Source organism: Echinicola jeungdonensis (assembly GCF_030409905.1).
Lineage (GTDB): Bacteria > Bacteroidota > Bacteroidia > Cytophagales > Cyclobacteriaceae > Echinicola > Echinicola jeungdonensis.
Genome location: NZ_JAUFQT010000002.1, coordinates 906,701 through 932,626 on the forward strand (window position 1 = coordinate 906,701; position 25,926 = coordinate 932,626).

Annotated in this window: 23 protein-coding genes and 2 tRNA genes; 7 read left to right on the forward strand and 18 right to left on the reverse strand. The window is 39.5% G+C overall.

The genetic code is table 11. The features are described from left to right. Positions 1-117: 117 nt before the first annotated feature. Positions 118-1,428, reverse strand: coding sequence for a hypothetical protein (locus QWY93_RS17190; protein WP_290249646.1), 1,311 nt, complete (start codon positions 1,426-1,428; stop codon positions 118-120). A 394-nt stretch (positions 1,429-1,822) separates the two neighbouring features. Between QWY93_RS17190 and QWY93_RS17195 the strand changes: the two genes are divergently transcribed. After that, a complete protein-coding gene (locus QWY93_RS17195; protein ID WP_290249647.1) occupies positions 1,823-2,146 on the forward strand; it encodes a YbjQ family protein in 324 nt (107 codons plus the stop codon). Between the two features lie 101 nt (positions 2,147-2,247). On the opposite strand, the gene QWY93_RS17200 is transcribed toward QWY93_RS17195, so the two are convergent. The 3 genes from QWY93_RS17200 to QWY93_RS17210 form a co-directional block, all read right to left on the reverse strand. Beyond that, positions 2,248-2,490: a (2Fe-2S) ferredoxin domain-containing protein gene (locus QWY93_RS17200; RefSeq protein WP_290249648.1), complete on the reverse strand. Its 243-nt coding sequence runs from the start codon at positions 2,488-2,490 to the stop codon at positions 2,248-2,250. A gap of 7 nt (positions 2,491-2,497) precedes the next feature. Beyond that, entirely contained in the window at positions 2,498-3,751 is a 1,254-nt protein-coding gene (locus QWY93_RS17205) for a DUF819 family protein (RefSeq protein ID WP_290249649.1), read from the reverse strand. Between the two features lie 78 nt (positions 3,752-3,829). After that, positions 3,830-4,381 (reverse strand): NUDIX hydrolase, encoded by a 552-nt coding sequence (locus tag QWY93_RS17210; RefSeq protein WP_353959662.1) that lies wholly within the window; start codon positions 4,379-4,381, stop codon positions 3,830-3,832. 677 nt (positions 4,382-5,058) lie between these two features. On the opposite strand from QWY93_RS17210, the gene aceK reads away from it, so the two are divergent. Together aceK and QWY93_RS17220 are read left to right on the forward strand one after the other, a co-directional pair. Then, complete coding sequence (aceK, locus tag QWY93_RS17215) at positions 5,059-6,786, forward strand: bifunctional isocitrate dehydrogenase kinase/phosphatase (protein ID WP_290249651.1); 1,728 nt, start codon at positions 5,059-5,061, stop codon at positions 6,784-6,786. A gap of 282 nt (positions 6,787-7,068) precedes the next feature. Continuing rightward, entirely contained in the window at positions 7,069-7,737 is a 669-nt protein-coding gene (locus tag QWY93_RS17220) for a DUF4136 domain-containing protein (protein WP_290249652.1), read from the forward strand. Here QWY93_RS17220 and QWY93_RS17225 read toward each other — a convergent pair. The 3 genes from QWY93_RS17225 to istA all read right to left on the reverse strand — a co-directional run bounded on the left by QWY93_RS17225 (position 7,734) and on the right by istA (position 11,112). Next, positions 7,734-8,639 carry a CHAD domain-containing protein gene (locus QWY93_RS17225; protein WP_290249653.1) on the reverse strand — a complete coding sequence of 302 codons (906 nt, stop codon included), beginning with the start codon at positions 8,637-8,639 and terminating at the stop codon, positions 7,734-7,736. The genes QWY93_RS17220 and QWY93_RS17225 overlap by 4 nt on opposite strands. A 176-nt stretch (positions 8,640-8,815) precedes the next feature. Beyond that, a complete protein-coding gene (gene istB, locus QWY93_RS17230) occupies positions 8,816-9,553 on the reverse strand; it encodes an IS21-like element helper ATPase IstB (RefSeq protein WP_290246385.1) in 738 nt (245 codons plus the stop codon). An 11-nt stretch (positions 9,554-9,564) separates the two neighbouring features. Continuing rightward, positions 9,565-11,112, reverse strand: a complete 1,548-nt coding sequence (gene istA / locus QWY93_RS17235) for an IS21 family transposase (protein WP_290249173.1) — start codon at positions 11,110-11,112, stop codon at positions 9,565-9,567. Between the two features lie 547 nt (positions 11,113-11,659). Here istA and QWY93_RS17240 point away from each other — a divergent pair. Continuing rightward, positions 11,660-11,751 (forward strand) — tRNA-Ser (locus tag QWY93_RS17240). Positions 11,752-12,602: 851 nt separating this feature from the next. Here QWY93_RS17240 and QWY93_RS17245 read toward each other — a convergent pair. From QWY93_RS17245 to mbhE, 8 genes are all read right to left on the reverse strand, one after another. Then, the gene (locus QWY93_RS17245; protein WP_290249654.1) at positions 12,603-13,532 is read right to left on the reverse strand and encodes a universal stress protein; all 930 of its coding nucleotides are present in this window, start codon (positions 13,530-13,532) and stop codon (positions 12,603-12,605) included. 176 nt (positions 13,533-13,708) lie between these two features. Beyond that, positions 13,709-14,068, reverse strand: coding sequence for a monovalent cation/H(+) antiporter subunit G (gene mnhG, locus QWY93_RS17250; RefSeq protein ID WP_290249655.1), 360 nt, complete (start codon positions 14,066-14,068; stop codon positions 13,709-13,711). Continuing rightward, positions 14,069-14,341, reverse strand: coding sequence for an MrpF/PhaF family protein (locus QWY93_RS17255; RefSeq protein ID WP_290249656.1), 273 nt, complete (start codon positions 14,339-14,341; stop codon positions 14,069-14,071). Next, positions 14,338-14,832: a Na+/H+ antiporter subunit E gene (locus QWY93_RS17260; RefSeq protein ID WP_290249657.1), complete on the reverse strand. Its 495-nt coding sequence runs from the start codon at positions 14,830-14,832 to the stop codon at positions 14,338-14,340. The genes QWY93_RS17255 and QWY93_RS17260 overlap by 4 nt, the downstream gene beginning before the upstream one ends. Then, positions 14,832-16,343, reverse strand: coding sequence for a Na+/H+ antiporter subunit D (locus tag QWY93_RS17265; RefSeq protein ID WP_290249658.1), 1,512 nt, complete (start codon positions 16,341-16,343; stop codon positions 14,832-14,834). The genes QWY93_RS17260 and QWY93_RS17265 overlap by 1 nt, the downstream gene beginning before the upstream one ends. A gap of 4 nt (positions 16,344-16,347) precedes the next feature. Then, a complete protein-coding gene (locus tag QWY93_RS17270) occupies positions 16,348-16,722 on the reverse strand; it encodes an NADH-quinone oxidoreductase subunit K (RefSeq protein ID WP_290249659.1) in 375 nt (124 codons plus the stop codon). Further along, the gene (locus QWY93_RS17275; protein ID WP_290249660.1) at positions 16,719-17,135 is read right to left on the reverse strand and encodes an MnhB domain-containing protein; all 417 of its coding nucleotides are present in this window, start codon (positions 17,133-17,135) and stop codon (positions 16,719-16,721) included. Before QWY93_RS17275 ends, QWY93_RS17270 begins: the two co-directional genes overlap by 4 nt. A gap of 5 nt (positions 17,136-17,140) precedes the next feature. Continuing rightward, positions 17,141-19,441, reverse strand: coding sequence for a hydrogen gas-evolving membrane-bound hydrogenase subunit E (gene mbhE / locus QWY93_RS17280; RefSeq protein ID WP_290249661.1), 2,301 nt, complete (start codon positions 19,439-19,441; stop codon positions 17,141-17,143). 616 nt (positions 19,442-20,057) lie between these two features. On the opposite strand from mbhE, the gene QWY93_RS17285 reads away from it, so the two are divergent. From QWY93_RS17285 to QWY93_RS17295, 3 genes are all read left to right on the forward strand, one after another. Continuing rightward, entirely contained in the window at positions 20,058-21,107 is a 1,050-nt protein-coding gene (locus QWY93_RS17285) for an MBL fold metallo-hydrolase (RefSeq protein WP_290249662.1), read from the forward strand. 540 nt (positions 21,108-21,647) lie between these two features. Continuing rightward, positions 21,648-21,729: transfer RNA gene (locus tag QWY93_RS17290), tRNA-Leu, on the forward strand. 273 nt (positions 21,730-22,002) lie between these two features. Further along, a complete protein-coding gene (locus QWY93_RS17295; RefSeq protein WP_290249663.1) occupies positions 22,003-23,976 on the forward strand; it encodes a heavy metal translocating P-type ATPase in 1,974 nt (657 codons plus the stop codon). Here the strand turns inward: QWY93_RS17295 and QWY93_RS17300 are convergent. The 3 genes from QWY93_RS17300 to QWY93_RS17310 are packed head-to-tail and all read right to left on the reverse strand — an operon-like array spanning position 23,957 to position 25,898. Further along, on the reverse strand, positions 23,957-24,832 hold the full coding sequence (locus QWY93_RS17300; RefSeq protein ID WP_290249664.1) for a sulfate/molybdate ABC transporter ATP-binding protein: 876 nt from the start codon (positions 24,830-24,832) through the stop codon (positions 23,957-23,959). The two genes, QWY93_RS17295 and QWY93_RS17300, sit on opposite strands and share 20 nt — an antisense overlap. Then, positions 24,832-25,500 carry a molybdate ABC transporter permease subunit gene (gene modB, locus QWY93_RS17305; protein WP_290249808.1) on the reverse strand — a complete coding sequence of 223 codons (669 nt, stop codon included), beginning with the start codon at positions 25,498-25,500 and terminating at the stop codon, positions 24,832-24,834. Before modB ends, QWY93_RS17300 begins: the two co-directional genes overlap by 1 nt. Further along, on the reverse strand, positions 25,500-25,898 hold the full coding sequence (locus QWY93_RS17310; protein ID WP_290249665.1) for a TOBE domain-containing protein: 399 nt from the start codon (positions 25,896-25,898) through the stop codon (positions 25,500-25,502). Before QWY93_RS17310 ends, modB begins: the two co-directional genes overlap by 1 nt. Positions 25,899-25,926 lie beyond the last annotated feature (28 nt).

The window sequence follows — 25,926 nt, forward strand, 5'->3', positions numbered from 1 at the left end:
TACATTGAAACAAATAATTTCCATTTATTGTCCTATCCCATCGAGAATGAATTCATTATTTATCGATAATGATTGAAATGAATTCACGCTTTCCCGGCTATTTTGCAGTTGGGTCATTTATGGCCTTACCCCCAATCCAAATTGGACATAAGGGCCATTCATAAATTGGGTCATTTTCAGATCTGCTAATTTATAATTTCCTATTGGCATCTCATAACCCGCATTTACAGAATAAATTATATCTAAAGATTTTTTCTTGGAAAGTGGCATGGCATAGGCCAGGATAAACTCAGGCTTGGCCATTAATCCCCCTTTTTTAAGTTCTCCATCATAATTAGGAATGTCCATCAATCCCGGAAAATCCAACTTCCTCAAGTGCAACATGGAATACCGCAATTGTCCATAGCCTAACCCTCCCAAGAGGCTCAATTCAAAGTTCTTTCTTTCATACAGTTTTTTACCAATATTCCCATATATCCGAATGCTATTAAGCGTTTGCTCATAAACATCAGAGGCCTGGTTGGACAAGGCCAGGTTATAAAGATCTACACCATATAAATTCCCTCGGTTTTCACCCAAAATCTTAGCCCCCCAGTTTTTGGGAATCCCAGAAAAAGTACGCCATCCATGTTGTTCCAATAGTTGGTTTAATTCGCTAGGCCTGGTAAAATGCAACCCATAAATTAATTGGGCTGACAAGGATGCATCCCGGTAAAAGTAATTAGACTTTGGAAGTGATATCCCAGCTCCAATCCTAAAAAATGCCCCACTTTGGATATTGTCAAAAGAAACTCCCTGTTTTACCCAGGAATCCTCAAAAGGATTAAAGGAATAACCAAATTTGCTCATCAATGTAATCACCTCCTCATAAGGGGGAAAGATAAGGTCATACCCCATCTGAAATCCTATTTCGGTCAAGAAAACCCCAAAATATTGACTTCCTTTATGCAAGTTATTTTTCCTTAAAATATAACCCCTGGCAGGGTCTGTCAGGAAATCATTGATACTTTCAGGTTCCCTATGCTGCAGCATTTCAAAATTAAGACTGCCTAAGCCCATGGACATGTAATGGATCAGGTGAAATTTGCCTTCTTCAGTAAAGGAATAACCTACGTTAAGAAATATGCGGGTGGTACGGTAATCAATTTTGTAATCCCTGAAATTCATTCCCACCCCATTATTTTGGTAAATCTCAGCCCCCAAAATAAAATCATTGAAACGGTTTTGGTATCCCATCCCAAAAGTGTGGTAGTTATTCTTAAGCTCCTCTGCCCCTCGGGATTCCAGCATCTCATCAAAATCCCTCAAGTTGCCACCGGAAGTTCCATAATAAAAATAAAGGCTGGACCGCTGGTAATGGTTATCCACCTGGGCTTTTACCCAGGTGCTGAAAAAAAAGGAGAAAAGAATCAATAAGGCTATTCTCATGGGCTGCAGTTTAACCACAAAAATAAGGGTAATATTATGGATTAGGCCTATAGAAATTACAAAAAATGTGTACGAAGGTGAATGGACAAAAGTTGACAGTCCAAAGCCGTTCGGGTCAAATGATTATACCTGTTTCAATACCAGAAATACCATATCCACTTAACGACACTTATTTGATTCAAGTAAATCGGTGGGGATAAACCCTAAATTATTTTTTCCTACTACCTAAAAAAAACTATCCCAAGATTTAAAAATTCTCTAAAAATAAACTTTGGCAGGGCTTCTAATTGATTCCATAACAATTCAACTAGTGGGTTACCATTCCGAAATTGGATAATTTGGTTGGAATGTGTATTATCGAAACCAAATAATTTTTCACCAAAACAAAATCCAAATGATAACTACAACCACTCCTAATGTAGAAGGCCATGAGATAACTAAATATTGCGGCATTGTCACAGGTGAAACTATCATCGGTGCCAATGTATTCAGGGACTTTTTTGCCAGCATTACTGATATTGTTGGGGGAAGATCAGGCACCTATGAGCGAGTATTAAAGGAGGCCAAATCCACTGCATTGGCAGAAATGGAGATACAAGCCCAATCTTACGGTGGCAATGCCATAGTTGGGGTTGACCTGGACTATGAAACCATCCGGGATGGAATGTTGATGGTCACTGCCAGTGGTACAGCTGTTTTTATAGAAAAGAAAGGATAAAACTGGGATCCCAAAAAGGCCCTTTTCCTTGAGGGCCTTTTTTTTGGTTTTCTTTGAAATTTGGTTAACCAAGTCAAAGGAGAAAACCCAAAAATCACAAATTAGCCCTTATTAAGGACCTCTTTCATTTTTCCCTTATCACATCTCTTGATCACTTCATTATTATAAACCAAGATAGGGCCGGATTTGCAGAAGTCCATGCATTTGGTTTTGATCAATTTGTATTTCCCTTTATGATCATCATGTTTGATAACTTCCTTTGCCTCCTTTAGAAGTCCTTTGCAACCATTTTTTTTACAATCAGAACCGGTACAGACAAAGATAAATTTTCGGTAAACAGCCATAAAACCACTACATATTAGATACCATTTGTAACAATATTCCACACAAATAAGCTCCATAGGTTCCTACCGCATAACCAAAAACGGCTAAAAGGACGCCCACAGGGGCCAATGAAGGGTTAAAGGCCGAAGCAACAATGGGTGCCGAAGCTGCCCCACCTATATTGGCCTGAGACCCTACCGCAATAAAGAAAAACGGTGCTTTGATCCAATAGGCCACTACTAACATAATTGAAACATGCACCAACATCCAGATGAGGCCTACTAAAAACAAAGTAAGATTATCAAAAATAGAAAGCAAATCCATTTGCATTCCCACTGTAGCCACCAATACGTATAACAGAACACTTCCTATCCTGGAAGCCCCTGCCCCTTCCAATCTTCGGGCCTTTGTAAAAGACAAACCCAGTCCCCCGGTAGTTGCTATCACTACAATCCAAAAGAAAGGGGAGTCTAAACTATAATGGGACCATTGAGGATAATTGCTTCCTATCCATGGGGCCAATATGTCGGCAGCAGCATGGGCCAATCCTGTGATGCCAAAACCAACTCCCAAAACCATAAAAGTGTCAGCCATACTGGGGATTTTCATTATGCTTCCACGGTAAGCCTCAACCTTTTTTTTAAGTTCTTCTATGGCGGAGCTATCTGCTTTAAATAATTTATCTATTTGCTTTGGTTTTGCTGCCCAATACAATAGGAAGGCCAACCACAAATTGGCAATAACTACATCCACGGCAATCATTTGACTGAACAATGCTGGGCTAGCTCCAAAGGTTTTAAGCATGGCTGTTTGGTTGGCACCACCTCCAATCCAACTTCCTGCTATGGTGGCCAGTCCCCTCCAAACTTCTTCTGGACCTGTCCCCCCCACCACATTTGGGTCTACTGTAGAAACCACCAAAACCGCAATTGGGCCGCCCAAAACAATTCCAAAACTACCTGCCAAAAACATCATCAGGGCTTTAGGGCCTAGTTTTAAAATGGATTTCAGGTCAATACACAAAGTCAATAACACCAATGATGCCGGTAACAAATACCGGGAGGCCATATGGTACAATTGACTACTTTTTCCGGAAATAATCCCAGCAGAATTTAGAATAGAAGGGATAAAATAACAGAGCAACACAGTAGGGACTACCCGGTAAAATTTCTTCCAAAAAAGTTTTTGGCTACTGGCAGTTGAAAAAACAAAACCAAGGATGCCTAATAAAATTCCCAAAACAACAGCATCATTTGTAACCAGAGGTGTGGATTCTTGCATTTATTTTATAGCGGTAAATTATTTAACGATTAGATTTAGAAAAAAGAGCTACTGAAGGAAATTATGATGGCCAATACTTTACTTTTCCCAGACCTCCATCAATTCTCCTAACATCATAGCAGTCGCTCCCCAAACTATTTCTTGGTGGATATCAAAATATGGGGCATCCACGGCGTAGCCTGATTGAAGTTGAAGTTTCTTTTGTTTCCTATTGGCCCGGTCTACCAGGGTATCAAAATCACAATGGATGATACTGCTTACTTCCTTAGGGTCCGGATCAAAAACAGGTTTATAGGGGATGTAACCTATATAGGGGGAAACCAAAAAATTGCTTGGAGGAATATATAAATCTGACAGCCTTCCTATTAAAGCAATTTCTTTACCTTTTACCCCGATTTCTTCCTCCGTTTCCCGTAAGGCAGTTTCTTTTAAATTTTGATCGGTTTCCTCCCATTTCCCTCCAGGGAAAGCAACTTGGCCGCTATGCACTCCTTCATATACGGGCCTTTTGATAAATGGAACCATACATCGGTTTTGCTCTGGATATAGCAAAATCATGACGGCACCAATTCTGGCTTTGCCCCCTTTTGGATGGCTAAACCGGGCTTCATCCACTGGTCTCGGAGCCATACTAATTTGCCCCTTACGGCCTGGTAAAGGATCCTTTAATTTTAAGGTTAAGGTATTTATGATTTCTTCCCAATTCATTTCAAAAAGTAAGATTATTAATTTTTCTATGCAAATGGACTCGGTTAGCCTTAACTCCACCTAAAATTAAGTTGTACTTTTAAAAAACCATTAATAACCAGCCCAGATTTCACCAAAAAAATACAGTTCATTTAAAATCAGTGGTTTAAAAAAGGGTATTTAATAAGAAGCAAGGATTTCTTATTACTGAATTGATGGACTGAAGCCCATCTTTCTGACAAAATTTTTATTAACCATTGGGTTTATTTGGCCAATTAAAACAAAAAAGGTTCGAACATTGTCCGAACCTTTTTTACTATCAAACCTATTAAACCTATTGTTGAATTATTCAAGTACTGAATAACTTCACGGAAAGGTAAAAAATAATTCTCATACTACAAACAAACGATTGCATTAGAAATAAATTTGAAAAAATTACCGGTACAAACCAGCATAGTTTTCAGCAATTAAAATGGACAACCCCCAATTAAATTGGCCAATAATTGGTGCCTGGTATTAGAATTTATTAAATAAAATGTTTCTCTACTTGTTTTCTACCTCCCCCATTAATAATATGGTTTCCCAAATTAAGACCGATAACCAATTTTCATTTCCCTATCATGAATGCCACCGACTGCCAATCTACCGTATCCGAAATTTTAGAGGATTATTCCATTTACATGGAGGCATTTAAGGAACACACCAAATTGGCCCCCATTTATTTTAGGGAAAGAGACTGGGATGGGGTCCAGCTTAATCACCGGCAAAGGTTAAGACTGTACAAGGACAAGGTCAATGACCTGGTTTTTAGGTTGAAATCCATTTTTGGAGAATCCATTAAGAACCATGATTTTTGGTTTGAGGTCAAACAGCAATTTTCCCAGGTAATAGCTGATAGGAAAGATAAGGAGCTTGCCGAATCTTTTTTTAATTCGGTCATTCGGAAAACCGTTTCAGGTTTGTCCATTGACGAGGATTTGATGTTTGTCCATGAAGGCTATGACTCTTGTGATATCCATCCTCAGGAACCCCTATTTTATAATTACCCTTCCCAATGGGGGCTGCAAAAAATCATTAGAAAGATCATTGAAGATTTTGATTTTAAGGCCCCCTATTACCAAAAAGAAAAAGACATTCAATTTTTGGTAAGGAGTGTGCGGGAAATAATTCTTTCCCGGTATACCATTGATGAGAATACAACTACACAAGTCTTAAAACAGGTTTTTTACCGGCAAAAAGCCGCATACCTTATTGGAAGGACATATTTGGGAGGAAAATGGATGCCTTTTATCATCCCATTTATGCATGGACCCAAAGGGATATACGTGGACACCTTGATTTTCGATCCCAACCTGATGAGTGCCATATTCAGCTATACCCGTTCTTATTTTATGGTGGAAATCGAAATTCCATCCCAAATTGTGGCTTTTTTAAACTCCGTGATTACCCACAAAAAAGTTTATGAACTTTATAATGCCATTGGTTTTAATAAACATGGCAAAACAGAGTTTTACAGGGATTTTCTCAACCATCTTAAAATTAGCGATGACAAATTTGTTCCTGCACCCGGGATTAAAGGAATGGTCATGACCGTATTCACTCTACCTTCTTATAATATTGTCTTTAAAGTCATCAAAGATAATTTTGACCCGCCCAAAAACATGACTCGACAGGAGGTTAAAAGCAAATACAAACTGGTATCCCTTCATGACCGGGTGGGAAGAATGGCAGACACTCATGAATTTGAATATTTTCGCTTTCCACTTGACAGGATCCATCCAGACCTGATGCAGGAATTAAAAAACACCGCCAATAGCCTTATTGAAATCGATGGAGACACCTTGATTATAAAACACCTTTATACGGAAAGGAGGCTGACCCCACTGAATATGTATCTGGAAACTTGTGATGAGGAGGATGCAAAACTTGCTGTGGAAGAATATGGGAATGCTATTTTACAATTGGCCAAGGCCAATATTTTCCCGGGTGATATGATGACTAAAAACTTTGGAGTGACCCGGCAAAAGCGGGTTATCTTTTATGATTATGATGAGATTGAATTCCTTACCAATATGAATTTCCGGGAAAAACCAGTACCTCAGACATATGAACAAATTTATGCTTCGGAACCTTGGTATGAAATTTCAAAAAATGATGTTTTTCCTGAGGACTTTAAACGGTTTATGATTGGGAGACCGGATGTAAAACCCTATTTCTTTGAATTCCATAAAAATCTATTTGATCCCGGCCACTGGAAGGAAATCCAAAAAAGAATCGAAGCAGGGGAATTGATCCATGCTTTCCCCTATCCAGAATATATGCGGTTCAGACCAGACCTTGAGGTTTAACATTTGCCCCAAAGCTTATGCTGCAATGCAACGATCAAAAATAGTTTTTATTGCATATCTATTGAAAATCCAAATCTTTTATTTCACCACCTTATTTTAAAGGCTTGTTAATTTTGATTTAACAGTCTAATTAATTAATATTCAATAGGATAACAAAAAACACAGGCTAGGTTTCTCCTACAAATTTAGGTTATCCCCAAAAAACCCACCACAGTAAAAAGAATTAACCCTGGGCAATATACCAGGAACAAAAGGTCAGTTTATCTTAAAAATATTATAGCCATGAAGAAAGCACAGGTATGTATCTTATTGGTCCTATTTCTTAGTACGGCTTGTTTTTCCTCCAAGGACTTTATTGCCGAATATGATTATGACTATAGGGGGAATTTTAAAAAATACAAAACATTCGCATTTATGGAAGATACTGGTACCGACAGTATTAAACAAATCCCCATAATAGACAGAACGATCACCTCCCGTTTAAACTCTCAAGGTTTTAGGCACCAAGAAACCAAACCTGACATCCTCATATATTATAAATTATTTCTAAGTCAAATAAAATACCGCGGATATATCCAACCTGAATTTGACAATTGGTTGACTACCCGGGGGGTAGAAATCCTGACAGAAGCCCAATTGAGGGAAAAAGAAGAGAAGGAAAGAAAAGAAAGGCTAGCTTTGCTAGAGGAGGAAAAGAATAAAAATGACGAGGAGGAAGAAGAAGAGGAAGAAGAAAGAAAAGTGGGTGAAGATTATGAAAACATCAAATACTATGAAAACGAGGGGATGTTAATCATTTATGTCATTGATTATAAGAAAAACAAAACTATCTGGCAGGGTTATACCTCGGCTAATTTCGACATTCATTCACCCAGTATCAATTTAGACCTTACCAGGGCCACTTATAAGGTTATGAATCAATTTAAATTGGTTACAAGATTCCATAATTAACCATTGCAATTCACCTCTTCTTGGTAAACTTTCCAGTAGTTTTCAAGCCGGTTGAGAAGCTGATCTGTATCTTCGGAATAACACCTTTTACCCTGAAGGATGGCCTTTACCCTTATTTCCTTTTGTGCCTGATGCAGTTGGTTATAAAACCATTCCTCTTCCGCCTTTGAGGGGAAAACCATTTCATCTTCTTTAATGAACCATTCCAAAAGGGCCAAGTCATGATCCAAACCTAATAAATCCGTTAAATCATGGATTTCATTGCTCCAGGCATCCATAAAATCTGGCCATAGAGGCTTTAACATCAATAATTGATATTGCAAATATTTTGCCCTTTTCCTCCATTCATGAAAATCGGTTGACCTTCTGGAACTTCTGGCTTTATTACTTGCCTTCATTCCTCTTTTATAAACCTTTTTAATTCCCTTTCCAATGGTTTTAAACCCTTTAATTTTGACAGGCCAAGAATTGATTTCCTTTTGTTTTTTTTCAAGGCTTTCCCGGAGGCGATCCAAAGTATGGTCTTTTTTTAAAACTTCTTCTTCCAATGCTTCCCGTCTCTCCACAATTCCCATCAAAAGAGAATTAAAAGTTGGTTGATGTTTTATCTGGGTATTGCTTTCCTCTAGTTTGGCTAAGGCTTCCTGGATAGAAGAATAATCCCTGATTTTTGAGATTAATCTTCCCTGATCCCTAAAAAACACATTTTCCTTTTTATAGTATTTGATATCAGATCGAACCAATCTCAGGGCAGCACGGACTTTTTTAAACACCTTTCTTACCTCATGAATGGCATCATGCCTATCCTCATTTTCCTTCAATTGCTTAATGGCATAATCCACCTGTTCAAGGATAATTCTTTTCCAACCCTGCTCAAAAGGTTCTGCTATATTTATGCTCATTTCCATCACAAACCAATATTGGATATATTATATTCAACGCACTACTTTATCCTTTGTTTTCAAGTTATTAACCCTTAAAAGCACAAAAAGAACCTTTTGGTTATTTCGGTCTGACCATGCCAGTGATTTCGGTCAAACCGTGCCACTAAGAAAGATCATTTAAAGTAGGTTAATTTTTATTCATTTTTCAAGATTCCCTTTCTCAAAGATTCCCCTTTGAGGTCTATTCTATGGGAAGAGTTTACCAGTCTGTCCAGTATGGCATCTGCGATGGTTCCTTCCCCAATGATATCGTACCAGGTGGATACTGGCAATTGGGAGGATACAAGGGTTGATTTTTCGGTAAACCTGTCATCAATGATGTCCAATACTATTTCCCTTGCCGTTGCATCAAAAGCCTGCAGCCCAAAGTCGTCGAGTATGAGCAGGTCGGTGTTCTGGAGTTTCCTCAGTTCCCTGAGGTAGGTTCCGTCGGCTTTGGAGAGCTTGAGTTTTGACAGCAGCCTTGAGGTGCTGCTGTATACTGTCCTGTACCCCATCAGGCATGCCTGGTTTCCCAGGGCCTGTACCAGATAGCTTTTCCCTACCCCCGAAGGTCCGGTAATGATAATGTTTTCTTTTTTGTCCACGAAGCCAAGCCCTGCAAGCCTGGTGAACATATTCTTGTCAAGGTTCCTGCTATGGCTGTAATCGATGTCGGCAACGGATGCTTTCTGTTTGAAAGCGGCCTTTTTGATCAACCGGGCCATTTTCTTGTTCTGCCGGTCTTCCCATTCGTGGTCTGCCAGTAGGGCGATGTATTCATCGGCGGTAAAGTCGGCGAACCTGTTGCTGCCAATGTGTTGATGATGGAGCTCTGCCATGGCACTGAGCCTCATCTGCCTGAGTTTTTCTACTGTCTGGTTACTGTTCATAATTGTTTTGTTTATTGGTAAGTGGATGCACCCCTGATGTTTTCGTGGTCGGGAATATGGGATTCTTTTTTGTCCAGCTCTTCCGGGGTGACCTTGTCCAGGTTGTTTTCAAGTATGTTCCTGATCCTGCGGTAGGATATTGCCTTGGCATATATGGCCCTGCCACATGCGGAGTCCAGTCTTTCCCTGCCATAAAGCTTTGCAAGCTTTATGATACCCTGTGCCCTTTTGTAGGCCGTTTCCGGGTAATCTGATTCGATAAAAAGTTCACTGATACATGTGGCCACATTGGAGCCCAAGGGAGCTGCCTGCTTCTTGAAGTAGTCCGGGCTCCAGTCGAGGTATTTTTTGTGTGTACTGCTGAGGTGTTCCCTGTTGGTGTTGTAGCAACCCTTTGCCCCGTTCCTTTTGTGCAGGGCGATCCTTTCATGGTAATGGTAGACTTCCACGGTGTCCCTGGTATAATGGATCTGGGTGGACTTTCCGATATACCTATACGGGACACTGTAATAGCTTTTGTCCGGGGAGAAGTAGACGTACCCTATCTTCTGGACCTTTGCCCTGGTATAGTCCTTGAGCTGGTATATGCCTGTGGGAAGCGGTTTCAGGCATTCCCTTTCCATGGACTGGAAAAGCTCCCTTCTACTGGCCTCCTTTCTCTGGAAAAGCATGTTGTTGTAGTTTTCCAACAGCCTTCTTATCTCCCGGTTCAGATCATGGATCGAAAAAAAGGTCATCTCCCGAAGGGGATAGTATATGCGCTGGTAACTCAGCTGTACCGCATTCTCGACCAGTGCTTTGTCCTGGGGGCTGTATGCCCTGGTGGGATTGATGACACAATCATAGTGCCTTGCAAAATCCTTAAGGGAACGGTTGATCTCCGGTTCATATTTACTGGCCCTGCTGACCGCCGATTTTAGGTTGTCCGATACCACGGCCCTGGGGACACCCCCAAAAAACCACATCATGTTGTTCATGCAATGGACAAGGTCCTCACGTTTCTGGCTCCAACATGCCTCTACATAGGTGAACAGGCTGAAGGGAAGCACTGACACAAAGACTTCCGCCTTTTTGACTTCCCCGGTATCACGGTCCACGACTTCTATCTTTGTGCCCGCAAAATCGATGAACACCTCATGGCCTGGAAGGTGTTCAAGCTTCATGGATCCCTCTTCCCTGGGATATTTTCTATGGTAATGCTCCATGAACTGCGTATAGCTGTAAGGAGAATCCACAAGCTGCCTGTACTCCTCGTAATGGTGCAGAAAAGTAAATCCCGGGTGGTTTCTGGCGGCTTTCCCTTGGTCAAAATAACGCATCAGGGCATCAAACCTGTCATTCTTTATGGTTGTGCGGGAAGGGAACAGCTCCCTTAATTTAACGCTGGTAAGGGACAGAACCTCATCAACTTCGTAGTCCGAGGCTGCAAGCCAGGAGATGTACTGGTTGACCGTGTTGCGGGAAATCCCCAGTACGGCACCTATTTTCCGGTTGCTGAGCCCGTCCCTGTGTAAACTGAAAATCTGCTTTATATCCATAGGATCAAGTATGTTGGCCATATCGCTCTTTTTTACAGGCGATATAGCAGGTTAAACTTGATCTTTCAAAAGTGGCACGGTTCGAACCGAAATCTGCCCTGGAATTGGCACGGTTTAAACCGAAAGGACTGGCACAGTTTGGCCGAAAAGGGTGGCACAAATCAAACCGTTATATCCACCTTTTTTCAAATTGATTTTCTATTTTACCAACCCATAAAGATCATTAAAAAGGCGAAGCTTTCCCACAAAAACAAACAATACCCCACTTTCCTTTCCGGAATAAAATAAATTGCAAAAAGATTAAGATTTTTTCTTTCTGACAAACAGAAACTTAACCTTTAATTGAAAAATAATCTAAAAAAACGGCCATTAATTGGGCGGTTTAGTTTGTTAAAATGAAGAATATTCATTTATATTTGCATCGCTCAAGGGGATAAAATGAGCTACATTTTGAAGCATTAAGCAAAAGGCTTAATTTTATCTTTGAGAACAAAATAAATATTTCACTGAATGGCTTTAACCATACGCCACGGCAAATAAACCGTCGCGGGGATATTTATAAGATTATAGAGAGTTGGGTGAGTGGCTTAAACCAGCAGTTTGCTAAACTGTCGTACGGATAACACCGTACCGGGGGTTCGAATCCCCCACTCTCTGCCATAAGGCTTGCAAACAACTAAAAACCAGTTTTTTGCAAGCCTTTTTCTTTTTCTAGTCACATATTAATCACAAAATTCATTTTTTCAGAAAATGAACAATAAAGTCTCTAAACTGACTACTTAATTTAAAATCCCCTCTTTTTATTTGAGTTAACTAACTCAATAACCAAAATTTATTTCTCCTAATTATTTAATACTTTACTAATTTCAATATTTTAGCCATGCAGAATTTACTCTTCATCCTGTTACAATCTGAAGTAATGGGTTCTATGATTTTTAACATTTTCTTATGTCTTTTAGCCTTTGTAGGTATCATTTTATTATTAAGATGGATTGGACCTTGGATGTTTAGGATTAATGAAGTTATTAAGGTTCAAAAAGAAATTTTGGAAGAATTAAAAAAATCAAATTCAAAAGGAGGTTAATATTTTTATCACCTCCAAACCACATTCTTCCACTTACCTGCAATCACATACCAAGCTGAACTGGGAATTGATTTGTAATTTGAAATCTCATAGGTTGTATCTCCTATTCCTGCATGCTTTTAGCCATTATCACTTTCTTCAAACAAATTCAATTCCTCTAAAATTTGATTGCATATGGTGTAAGCCCTTGTTCTCCAATAAGCAAAGCACAACGAAAACTTCTTTCTAAAACCAAACTGCATCTACAGAACTTGGATAGCCCCATTGATCTGAATAGGGTTTATAACCTTTAGCACCTGTTCATGCATCCTCAACATCTTAACCTATCAAAAAGATTTTAACATCTATTACCTAATCAGGAACATTCAAAAACAAAAATTCAAAACATTCCAACATTCCAATTCTCCAAACCCTTTCAAACCTCCTTCTATACTTTTTTCAAAGCATCGAAAAAATCATTTATATCTTCTGGGTTTTTCACCAATAACAATGGAATTTGGTAATCATAGGAAATCAACTTTTCTGCCACACTTCCCAGCAACAATACTGAAGCTTCAGTTTGCCCTTTTGAAGCCATAATGATCAAACTAACATCACTTTGTTGGGCAAAATCAAAAATTATTTTGGCAATATTTTCACTTTTATTGACCTCATAATGCATTTCTATTTCCAGGTCGTCCAGCTTATGAATGTTTTTATACTTTTCCCAATTTTCCTTTTCATTCTGGACCATGATTTCGGAAAATTCCTCAAAAGATTTCCCTATTTTGTAATAACCGTGCGGCACTTTGACTACATTCAACCCCAATATTTTCAAATCCGGAACCTGGTGGTTAAGCTCCTTAACAACTTCTATTATTTTATCCGTCCTTTTAGAAAAATCCACTGGGATAAGCACCTTTTTGCTGGGCAAAAGGCTTGTTTGCCCTTCTGTAACAAACAATATTGAACACTTGCTTTTTCGGGCCAATTTTTCCATCACGATCCCTGTGCCGCTTTCATGGATTTTTTTCCCGGCAATAATCAGTTCTATCAATTTCACCCTTGACCAATGCAGTAGTTGTTTCAATGGACTGCCTTCCAGCACTTCATATTGAATGTCCACATTATTGAAACTATCAGGATATTTATTCACTTCCTGCTTCATTTCATATTTGATAGTTTCATCGTTGGGAATCAAAAAGTCACCGTATTTTTTCTGGATATTATCAGGCAATTCCAAATCATTGACAACATGGACAAAATAAATGGTTTTGACCTTTTTGTTCACTTTTACATAATTACTGACGTATTCAATAAGTTCATCATCCATTTCGCTTAGGTCCAAGCCAACCATTATTCTGGTAAAAAAGCTCATAACTTTGATCAATTTGTGATTAATAGGAAGAACAGTTTTCAGGTTCAAGATCCATCACATCCCAAATCCCGAAAATTTGAAATGTGATCCCTGAAGTTTAATTACTTATATAATATAAGAATTTTTTCTTATTCAGCTGGATTCCATTCAAGCAAATTCTTCCCCCAAACAAACAATTAATCAGCTTTCTTTTTATCCTTTTCTTTTTTTTCCAGTTCCTTGATATCATCCAAATTGGTTTTTTTCCAAAAAGGGACCTTGGTTTTAAAAGCCGCCCTGGCCACGATATGGGAAGCCAAAGGGTTGATTAAAAAGATAAACAGGAAAATGGCCGACAATTCAACAAAAATCAGAATTTGATTGTAATAAATACCCGTTCCCAAAAGGATCAGCCCTAAGCCCAGAATCGCAGCCTTGGTGCTGGCGGAGTTCCTAATATAGAAATCGGGAAAACGAATCAGTCCTATGGCAGCCAAAAGCATAAAGACCACCCCTATTAAAATCAAACCTGCACTAATTATATCTCGAATTCCCATTTATTTTTTCATCTTTTCAATCAAATAATTGGCAAATACCATAGTCCCTAAAAAGGTGATCAGAGAAAGCACCAAAGCCACTTCAAGGGTGGAATCCACTCCGGAAACAATGGAATACAAAGCCAATATCCCTATTAACATGGAAGATAAAAGATCCAGGGAAATGATACGGTCCGGCAAGGTGGGGCCTATCAAAAACCGGATCATGGTCAGCATTACCCCAATAAATAAAACCCCAATGGCCAACGTTAATAAAAGGTAATAAATGCTCATCTTGTGATTTCCAAAATTCTTTTTTCAAAACCGTTCCTCAATTTCTCCTTATACTTGGGAATATCTCCATGCTGTATATAGGTTTCATGGATATACAATATCGACCTATCCTCAGATATATCAATAGATAAAGACCCTGGGGTAAGTGTAATAAAATTGGCCAATAGCGTAATTTCAATATCAGATTTTGCAATCATCGGATAAGCAATCACCCCTGGTTTCATATGGTGAGTGGGTGTAAGGGAGTCGTAAGTCACCTTTAAAGAAGCCCACCACAATTCTTTAATATAAAATAGAAAAAGGCCTATAGCCATGGGCACTTTTTTAAAATGCCTTTTATTATAAAACCAGGAAAACAGCCAAAGAACCCCATAATACCCCAAAAACAAACTTAGGCTCATCAATGCAGTATGGGGAATTTCTGTATAAACTTCATGTGTAAAGAAGGTAAAGAAAACGGCTGCCAATATATTGAATAAATACACCATCATTAATTACGTTTGAGAACTGCATTGATATAATCATCCGGCTGGATGAGTTGATCGGATGCCTGTATTGCCAGGTCCAATAAAAGATTGGGAAAAAAACCGATCCATAAGGTTATCATGGCCAAAAAGATCACTGGAATAATCATCAGGTACTTTTCTTTAAGGAATGAATTTTGAAAATGATTTTCTGAAGAAACCAGCATTTCCAACTTCTTTGTCCCTTTGGCCCAAAATACTGCCGTCCAAATTTTTGTCATGGAAAACAAAGTCAAAAGCCCCACTAACAAACTTATTCCAACAATAACCTCCTGGTGAATTTCCATTCCTGCTTTCACCAAAATAAATTTGGCCCAGAAGCCAGATAAGGGAGGAATTCCTGCCAGTGAAAAGGCAGCCACCACAAATAAGACTGAAATCAAGGGAAAATAATCATAAATCCCTCCATTACTTTTTATTTGAAAACTTCCATTAATGCTTTTTGTTAAACCACTGATCAAGAACAAATTCGTCTTTACGATGATATGATGAATAATATAAAAAATAGCCCCAGCAAGTGCAAGTGGTGTAAAGAGGGCCAATCCCATAATCATATAACCTATCTGACTGATAATGTGGAAGGAAAGGATTTTCCTGAAATCATTATGGGCTATTGCCCCCAAAACCCCTACCAGCATGGTCAATCCTGCCACAATAAGTAAAAGCTGATGGGTAAAGGCGGTATCATGGGTAAAGATCAAGGTAAAAAATCGGATCATGGCATAAACTCCCACTTTGGTCAACAAACCGGCCATCAAACCGGAAATGGCCAGTGGAGGGGTATGATAAGAAGCTGGAAGCCAAAAAAACAAAGGAAACAAGGCAGCCTTGATCCCAAAACTCAAAAAGAAAAACAGGGCCGACAGGGTAATCATCCCGGGTTCTTCCACCTCTTTGATTTTTACGGAAAGAGCCGCCATATTTAGGGTTCCGGTGATTTTGTAAAGCAAACCCACTCCAACCAAGAAAAAGCAGGATGCCAAAAAATTTAATATCACGTATTTAACACTTCCTTCCAATTGGGCCTTTCCGCTTCCCAGGGATATCAATACAAAGGAAGACACTAACATCACCTCGAACCATACATAAAGGTTAAAAACATCCCCGGTTAAAAAAGCCCCCGTTACTCCAAAAATCATAAACAGGAAAATGGGGTAAAAGCCTTTTGCTTTCCTGCTTTTGTCAATATTTTCCAAAGCATAAATAATACAAGCAACAGATACTAATGAAGTCACCAATACCATCAGCGCACTAAAGGTATCCGCCACAAAGGTAATCCCAAATGGAGAGGGCCACTCCCCTGCCTGGACCGTCTGAATCCCCTCTGTAGTAACCAAATATGTTAATCTTACTGCACTAGCAAAAAACAGAAAAATTGCGCTTATGGTTATAATTTTTTGGATTTGCGGTTTAACCCAAAATAGCATGCATAAAATGGCGGCCAGGATCAGGATCAATATGGGGTTAAATAGGACCAAATGCTTATTCTTCTTTGTTTTTGGGTTGATCTATTTCATCTGTGGATTGGAGTTCATCCAAATCTTCGATTTTTAATACTCCGTAAACCTTTTTTAGTAAAACAATTACAAACAATTGGACCCCTATTCCTATGACTATTGCCGTAAGCGTCAAGGCTTGTGGCAATGGGTCTGCTAACTTTTGCAGGTTTTCGGCTGTTTCCTCCCTTATCAGAGGTGGATTGTTTTGGGTCACTCCGGAAATTACAAAAAGGAAATAGATACTGGCATATCCAAAGACAATAACCCCTAAGATCAATTTAAAGAAATTCCTATTGAGCATCAGGTAAATGCTGGAGCCAAACAAAATCCCTATGACAAGTGCAACTATTAAATTCATTTTTGATCTTTTTCAGCAAACAAAAAGGTAACCTTCAATACAAATCCCGCCACCACCAAAAAAACCCCCAAATCAAATAAAATGGGAGTACCTATTTTCCCAAATACCGGCATTTCATTTTCCGGCCAAAGGGAAGCCATAAAAACTGATCCTTTGATCAAAGAAAACATTCCACTGATAACCGCCAAAAGTAATCCGCCTGTCGCAAGGAAAAACGGCTTCACCTTGTAAACGGCTACTGTTTTATTTGGGGAAAAGGCAATAGCATGAATCATCAAAGGTATAACCGCAATAAGTCCCGCAATAAAGCCTCCCCCAGGATGATTGTGCCCACGGAAAAACATATACAAGGCAAACACAATAAATAATGGCACCAGGGGTTTTAGCAAAGTTTCTAACACCAATGTTTTCATAAAAATCAGGGGTTTATTTTTGAAACCTTCAATAATGATATTATCCCAACCATCGTAATGGCCAACACAGATATTTCCCCAAGAGTATCCAAGGCTCTAAAATCCACCAAAATCACATTAACCGCGTTGGCTCCTTTACCTTCTAATATACTGTTTTTGAGAAAATAATCTTTGAGCGGACTGGACTTTTCCACCCCCATCCCCATCAAGGTAACCCAGGTCATCACCAAGCCAAAAAGAATGGAGACCAACAAATACCTTCCTTTTATTTTTAATTTGGTATTGACCAATCCAGGTAGCTGGGGAGCAATTAAAATCAAAAGGATCAAACTTAAAGATTCTGCCAAAAACTGGGTTATGGCCACATCGGGAGCACTGTACATCGTATAGCTCAATGCGATTGAATAACCAATAATTCCAATGGCGGCCACCACCATCAATTGAGATTTTGACAGAAAAATGAAAACCAAAGTCACTACAACCAGAAATAAAATAATCAGTTTATTATTGATTATATCCTGACTACCCAATTTTATCAATTCATCAAAAATCAACCCCGAACGGATTACATGAAAGGTTACCAAAACAATAAATACGAAAATAAAAATGCTGATATAGTTACGTAAATATCCGTTTTGAATCCAGCGGGTTTGGCTATTTGCCCATTTTTGTAATCCTTCCACTACATTTTGATATCCCTTTTCTGGAAGGGATTCAAATGGAATTTTGATTTTGGACATCCATACCAAAATGCGTGTTCGGCCCAGGAAAAGAATAAAGCCAATGGCGATAGTGGCCAAACTTAATATGAAAATAAAATTGAAACCATGCCATAAACTTAAATCCAACTCTAAAGGACTTCCCAAAATAGAAGGCACTGCAGATCCGGAAATTGATTTTAAAGAAAATTCCGGAAAAGCCCCAATAAACAATCCAGCAAAACCCATTACCAAAGGAGCAATCAGCATCCAAATGGATGCTTCATTTACCGGTTGAGTGGTTTTATCCTTTGAAGGTTGTAAAAAGAGGGCAATAAAGATTTTAAATGCAATGGCCACAAAAAAGACATTAGACAACATTACAATACCCATCATCCCCCAATTCCAGGAAGTGAAAGATAAAGAGGCCTTATAAACCATCTCTTTTCCCAAAAAACCCAAAAGAGGAATCAACCCCACCATCGAAGCACAGGCCAATCCTGTGGCAAGGGCAGTTAAAGGCATTTTCTTTCTTACCTCAGCAAGGTCACTGATATTCCGGGTCCCGCATTTATGGTCCAGAATTCCTGTCACCAAAAACAATCCACCTTTATAAAGCGCATGGGCAATCAAGTAAATAAAAGCTGCCTTTAAAGCATCTTTGGAGCCAATTCCGGCCATCAAAACAAATAAGCCCAAAGCACTGATGGTAGTGTAGGCCAATACTCTTTTCAAGTCATCCGAACGGAATGCTTCCACCGCCCCCACCAACAGGGTAATGGCACCAATTATCAATAAAATATCCTTCCAAAATTCTGATTGGGTTAAGAGTGGATTCAGTCTAAAAATCAAATAGATACCTGCTTTGACCATAGTGGAACTATGCAAATAAGCACTGACCGGTGTTGGAGCTTCCATGGCATTGGGCAACCAAAAATGAAATGGAAATTGGGCGGATTTAGTAAAAACTCCAAACGAGATCAACAAAACGATGGCTTGGGTATAAGGATGGTTTTCCAACAAGCCGGCATTATCCAATAATGCTGGAATCTCATAGGTCCCACCAGCCATGCCCAGCAAAACAAAACCAGCCAACATGGCCAGTCCCCCTAAGCCCGTGACCAATAAAGCCTGCCTGGCTGCTTTTCTGGATTTTTCTTTTTGGTTATAATAGCCGATTAATAAATAGGAACTAAAACTGGTCAACTCCCAAAAAACAAATAAACTAATCAAGTTGGAAGCTAAAACCAATCCCAACATGGAGCCCAAGAAGAACAAAAAGTACATATAAAAACGGCCAATTTTGGGATCTCCTTTCAGATAACTGGAGGCATAGATCAAGATCAAAAGGCCAAAGGAAAGGATCAATAAGGCAAAAAACAGGCTTAAGCCATCTACCAAAAAGTTAAGCGATACTCCTAATTCATTGGCCCATTGATATGGATATTCCAGGCTGCCTTTTTCCAAAACCGGCTGGACCAAACCAACAAAATAAACCAGCACCCCCAGCAAAGAGGAAGAAAGCAAAAATAGACCAATCCTGTGAAACCTTTGGAGAAAAGGAGCCAAAACGGCCAGCACAAAAATAAAGATCAAAACTTCAGCCATCAATCACCCATTTTATTCAAAGTATTGGTTCAATAAACCATTCCAATTATGCAATTGTTCAGAATAACATTAAAGGAAAAACCATGTTTTTCACTGAAAAAAATATATATAAACCAATTTCTTACCTGCAGAAGTAAAAATACACATTTATTCGAATTTCCAATATTTAAGAGAAGTTCTTCTCTGGTTTTCAGTTGTCCAAGTTGTCCTGCCGGTTGTGCCACGGGACCTTTTTTTATCGAAGGCTGTACTACTTCTAAGGCTCCTGTTGTCCCGCCGTTTCCGACGTGGGACCTTAATAAGTTGAGTTTCTGACTCATTATAATTTTTAACTGAACCTAATAAGTTTTCACCTATCACCTTTGACCTAATCACTCAATTACGGAAAAATCCAACAAAAAAAATTGGATTTAAAATCATTCCTTGGCAAAAGGCTCTTTCTACCGAAAAAACACCTGGATTTGAATCAGCAAAGGCTTTCATTCAATTAAACATTTAACCGATTAAACAATTAACCACTATTTTAAAAAGGCCATTTAACCACGACAATCCATATAACCACAACCATAAAGTATCCCAAATCCCCATTCTTCCGTACAAAACCATAAAAAAACACATGCTCAACCCTGCCCAATTTGGTGGATCCATCCGAAGAAAGGATCTCAATAAATTCCAACAATCCAAAAACTGGAATGGTAAGAAATTCGTGAATCTGGCAGCAACCCAAATCGATATCAACCTTAAAACCCTCCCAACCGTTCTCAAGGATAATTTTTCAGGCAAACAAGATCGTGTTCCCAAGCAAAGCCTGCCGATTCATCCTTTTGACGCTGAAAAATTTCAACCGGAAGATGGAAAACCCAAATTCATCTGGTATGGGCATTCTGTGGTCTTAATGCAACTCCATGGATTCAATTTGCTGATCGATCCCATGTTTGGGCCTGATGCTTCCCCTATTGGACCATTTGCTACAAAAAGGTTCAGTAATAACACCCTGGACATTATCGATACCCTTCCGCCCATTGATGCTATTCTGCTGACCCATGACCATTATGACCACCTGGATTATAAAAGCATCATGAAACTTAAACCAAAGGTCAATATCTGGCTGGTAGCACTAGGAATTTCCCGGCATTTGGAAAAATGGGAAATTCCGGCACAACAAGTAAAAGAATTTGACTGGTGGGAAGCAGTGGAATTCCAGGGTATTAAGCTCACCTTTACCCCTTCCAGGCATTTTGCCGGCCGGGGTGCCTTGGACAGGTCAAAAACCCTATGGGGAGGGTGGATCTTCCAATCCAATGACCATAAAATATATTGGAGCGGGGATGGAGGCTATGGGAATCATTTTAAAGCCATTGGTCAGGAATACGGTCCATTTGATCTGGCCTTTGTAGAATGCGGCCAATACTATAAACACTGGCACCAAGTCCACCTTTATCCTGAAGAAAGCATTCAAGCTGCCATGGATGCTCAGGCCCAAGTTGCCGTTCCAGTCCACTGGGGAGCCTTTACCCTTTCCCCTCACCATTGGAAAGACCCGGTGGAAAGGTTTGTCAAAGAAGCCATTGCCCAAAAACAGGATTATTTTATTCCGGAATTGGGAAAAATTTTCACTTTTGAAACATTAAATGATATGGATAATTGGTGGGAAAAAATCAAATAAAAAATCAGTATCAATTCGTTTAGTTAATAAACTTTCTTTTCAATTATAGAACCTGGAACTTTACACGTTTAAAATAATAAATGGATTTGACACTTTTTCCTTGATGAAAAAGTGCCCAACCCCGAAAGCATTCGGGGCAAGGCCTGTGAAGCATCTTTCAAATTGAGCCAATTTCGTTTTCAATAACAGCTTAGTTTACCTAATTTGATTTTTGGCCAATTGCTCTGGGCTAAAAATGAATGGATCTCGCTCGTCCACTTCGCGAGCTAATTCATTTTTTTAACGCCCTCCTAAATCGCCCAAAAACCAGATGCTTCAAGGGCCATCCAAAGGTCATTTTAATTTATTACACTTCGGTAATTGCGTACGAGAAAGGGAATAGTAAGATTTTATTTTTACTTGAGGGATTGATATTACACCGGGAATTTTCAACCTAATTTTAAAACCAGCCATTGGATATACCAATGTTCTTTAGTTTATTTGCACTCGCTTTGGGAAAGACAATTCATCCTTAAGAAATAAATTACTTAAAAACCACCAGCGCACGTGGCGAAATTGGTAGACGCGCTGTCTTCAGGCGGCAGTGCCTTCGGGCATGGAGGTTCGAGTCCTCTCGTGCGCACATTAAGCCTTCCGGTTCCCGGGAGGCTTTTTGTTTGACACTTTGGTTCCTTTAAGAATTGGTATTTGGTGATCAGTGATCAACCTTTTAGATTAAATCCATTCCTTTTTTTGAATTCTACGGTTTGCAATGTGACAGAATAAAAATTGGATCCCCATTTTTTTCCCGATGTTCCTGTACTCCCTATTTCTATCTTCCAATTTTAAATTTCCCAATTCTTCCCAGTGGTTAAATGCAATTTACGTGCACTACTTTATTGATTAACTTTGGGGTATGAACAATAAAAACATTTCAACACAGGTCCAGGAAAAAAGCTGTTGTTGTGATGACAACACTTGTATAGAAGAGGTAAAAATTAAAACTTCCTTTACAAAATGGATTCAAAACTGGGGAACCAGCATTTTAAGTTTTGCTATGCTTTTGTTTGGAATTGCAGCCGACCAATGGTGGCAACCTGCATTTTTTGAAGGGTCTTTCCGCTTAGCCTGGTATATTTTAGCCTATTTGCCTGTGGCCTGGCCGGTATTGAAACAAGGCTTAAACCTGATCTTAAAGGGAGAGGTTTTTACGGAATTTTTTCTGATGGGCATTGCTACTTTGGGGGCCTTTGCAATAGGTGAATTCCCCGAGGCAGTGGCGGTCATGCTGTTTTACCAGGTTGGGGAAACTTTCCAAGGAATGGCCGTTCGCCGTGCCAAATCAAATATTAAATCCCTATTGGACCTTCGGCCAGATCAAGCCCATGTATTGAGAGAGGATCAATATATCACCTTAGATCCGGAAAAAATCAAGGTTGGGGAAACCATTCAGGTAAAACCAGGAGAGAAAATCCCTTTGGATGGGGAATTGCTCAGCTCTCAGGGAAGATTCAATACTGCTGCCCTTACCGGGGAAAGCAAACCAGTTAAATTCAGCCAGGGAGGTTCCCTTTTGGCAGGAATGATCAATTTGGAAAATTTGATAGAAGTAAAGGTTTCCAAGGCATTTGAAGAAAGTGAACTGGCCAGGATTCTTGAATTGGTACAGGTAGCCTCTTCCCGTAAAGCCAAAACCGAAAAATTTATCCGCAAATTTGCAAAGGTGTACACTCCCATTGTGACCTACCTGGCCATAGCCCTCACTTTCCTGCCCTATTTCTTTGTTCAAAATTATGTGTTTGAGGATTGGCTATACAGGGCATTGGTATTTTTGGTGATCTCCTGCCCCTGTGCCCTGGTGGTATCTATTCCATTAGGATATTTTGGCGGGATTGGAGCCGCTTCCCGAAATGGCATTTTATTTAAAGGAGCGAATTTTTTGGACCAAATAACCAAAATTAATACCGTGGTTCTGGACAAAACAGGTACACTTACCCAGGGAGTTTTTGAAGTGCAGGACATAAAAAAAATGGATTCCAACCAGCCCCATTGGTTAGGTTATGCTGCCAGTCTGGAAAGAAAATCCAACCACCCCATTGCCAAGGCAATAACAAATTATGCCAAAAAAGAGGATTTACTTTTGATGGACCCTGAGGAACAGGAGGAAATTTCCGGAATGGGCCTGAAGGGAAAAATTGATGGGAAAATAATTTTGGTGGGCAACCAACAATTGATGGACCAATACCAGGTTATCACCTGTGCAGATACCCTGGATGCCACCGAAACTATTATCCATGTGGCCATTGACAACCATTATGTAGGTTATCTTTTTATTTCAGACCAGTTAAAATCTGATGCACTACTAACCACCCAAAGGCTCCAAAAAATGGGTCTCAAGGATTTAATAATGTTATCAGGGGATAATAATGTAGTTACCCAAAAAGTCGCTAAGGACTTAAAAATACAGCAAGCTTACGGGGAATTGCTCCCCCATCAAAAAATGGAAAAACTTGAATCACTATTAAAAGAAACCGGAAGATCTGTCGCTTTTGTTGGTGATGGAATCAATGATGCTCCGGTGCTGGCAAGAGCTGATGTGGGCATTGCCATGGGAGGCCTGGGAAGTGATGCTGCCATTGAAACTGCTGATGTGGTAATCCAAACGGACCATCCTTCAAAAATCCCATTGGCCATTCAAATCGGAAAGAAAACAAGGGAGATTGTCTATCAAAATATTGGATTGGCTTTTGGGATAAAAATAGCAGTGCTCACCCTTGGGGCCCTGGGAATGGCAAGTCTTTGGGGTGCGGTATTTGCAGATGTGGGGGTAGCTTTGATGGCTATTTTAAATGCGGTCCGAATTCAAAATATCAAGAAATTTTCTGAATAACGGGATTAAAAGCCTTGGAGGCCACCATAACCTTGTCCCCCACTCTTAATTGCTTTCCTTCCTGTTCATCGGCCATTACCTTGACCAGGTTATTACCGATCATTACAGTAACTATGTAAATAAAGCCCTGAGGAAGGAGTTCCAACACTTCCCCGGTAAATTGAAATTTCCCGCTGATTCTATGCTCCGAAAATATGTCCATGGGGTCTTCGATTATGGTAGTTTTACCAGTTTCCAAATGCCAAACCCTGTCAGACATTTTAATAATTTCCGGGATATCATGGCTGACCAAAAAGGTGGTCAACTGGAATTCCCGATGGACTTTTAAAATATAATCCTGTAATACCATCCTCATTTCATGATCTAAAGCAGACAAAGGTTCGTCTAACAATAGAATTTCCGGCTTTTGCACCAATGCCCGGGCTAAAGCCACCCTTTGTTGCTGTCCCCCTGACAGTGAATTCGGTTTTCTGTTTTTTAGATTGCCCAAATCGGTAATTTCTATCAAATCATCAATCACCCTTTTTTCCTTCCTGCCGGATTGAGCAAAAGAAAGATTTTCTTCTACGGTCATATTGGGAAAAAGGGCATAATCTTGAAAAACAAAGCCCACTTTTCGCTTTTGTGGAGGAAGGTTAATCTTTTGATTTACATTAACCCAAAGTTTTTCATGAACCAAAATTTTCCCATCATCAGGGAATAAAAGCCCGGCAATCATTTTTAATGTGGTGGTCTTTCCAACTCCGGATTTTCCATACAAGGTGATAAACTCCTGTTTCTGGATAGTACCTTCCAGGGACAAATGAACATCCCCAGCTGCGGTTTTTAACTGTTTTTGGAGCGAAAGTGTAATCATTAGATTAGTTGCTTGATTTGCCGGCCATTGACCCAATATACGCCTAATAATATCAAAAAAGTGATGGCAAATAAAATCAGGGAATAAGCATTGGCATTATCATATTGTAGTGCCTCCACCTCATCATAAATGGCTATTGATGCTACTTTTGTCTTACCGGGAATATTCCCTCCAATCATCAAGACCACCCCAAATTCACCCACAGTATGAGCAAATGTCAATACAATGCCTGTTAAAAGGGAAGGCCGGATATTGGGCAAAAGCACCCGGAAAAGTGTCGTAGTTTTGGATTTCCCCATGACATAGGCAGCCTCTGTCAAAGAAGGGGAAAGTTTTGAAATCCCCGATTGAATGGGATGAACCATAAAGGGTAAACTATATACCACAGAAGCCAAAACCAGGCCTTCAAATGAAAACACCAATTTAAGACCTAACCATTGGTCCAACCATTTTCCTATAAAATTCCCAGGGCTAAACGCCATTAGTAAATAAAACCCAAGAACAGTTGGGGGAAGCACCAAGGGCATACTCACCAAGGTTTCAACCAATGGTTTCCATTTACCTTTGGACATGGCCAAACCATACCCAAAAGGAATGCCAATCACCAATAAAACCAAAGTAACCACCAAGGCCAATTGAAAAGTCAATATCAAGGGTTCCCAATCCATCATACCGACAACATTACTTCATTGGTTTTCACTAAGGCAACCACAGATTGTCCTGGTTGCAAATTGAGATGATGTGCAGACCTGGTGGTAATAATGGAAGATAATGGGCCTAAATTCGTATCCAACTCTATTTTGGTCAATAATGCATTTTCTTCCATTCTAAGAATTTTTCCGGGGATTTTATTCTGCAGGCTAATTTCAGATATAGGATTATGAGCAATGATAACTTCTGTCTCTTTAAAAATCACCTTAACCTTCCTTCCGAGTTTTAGGTATGAGGCATGTTCAGGAGTATCAATTACAATGGCCAGCATATCCAAATTTCCTACCTGAATATCCACCAGGGTAATTTGCTGATCCACAGAAATATTTTTTATGGTACCTTTTAAATTGTTCATAAACCATTCGAATGCCTGGCCAATTGAT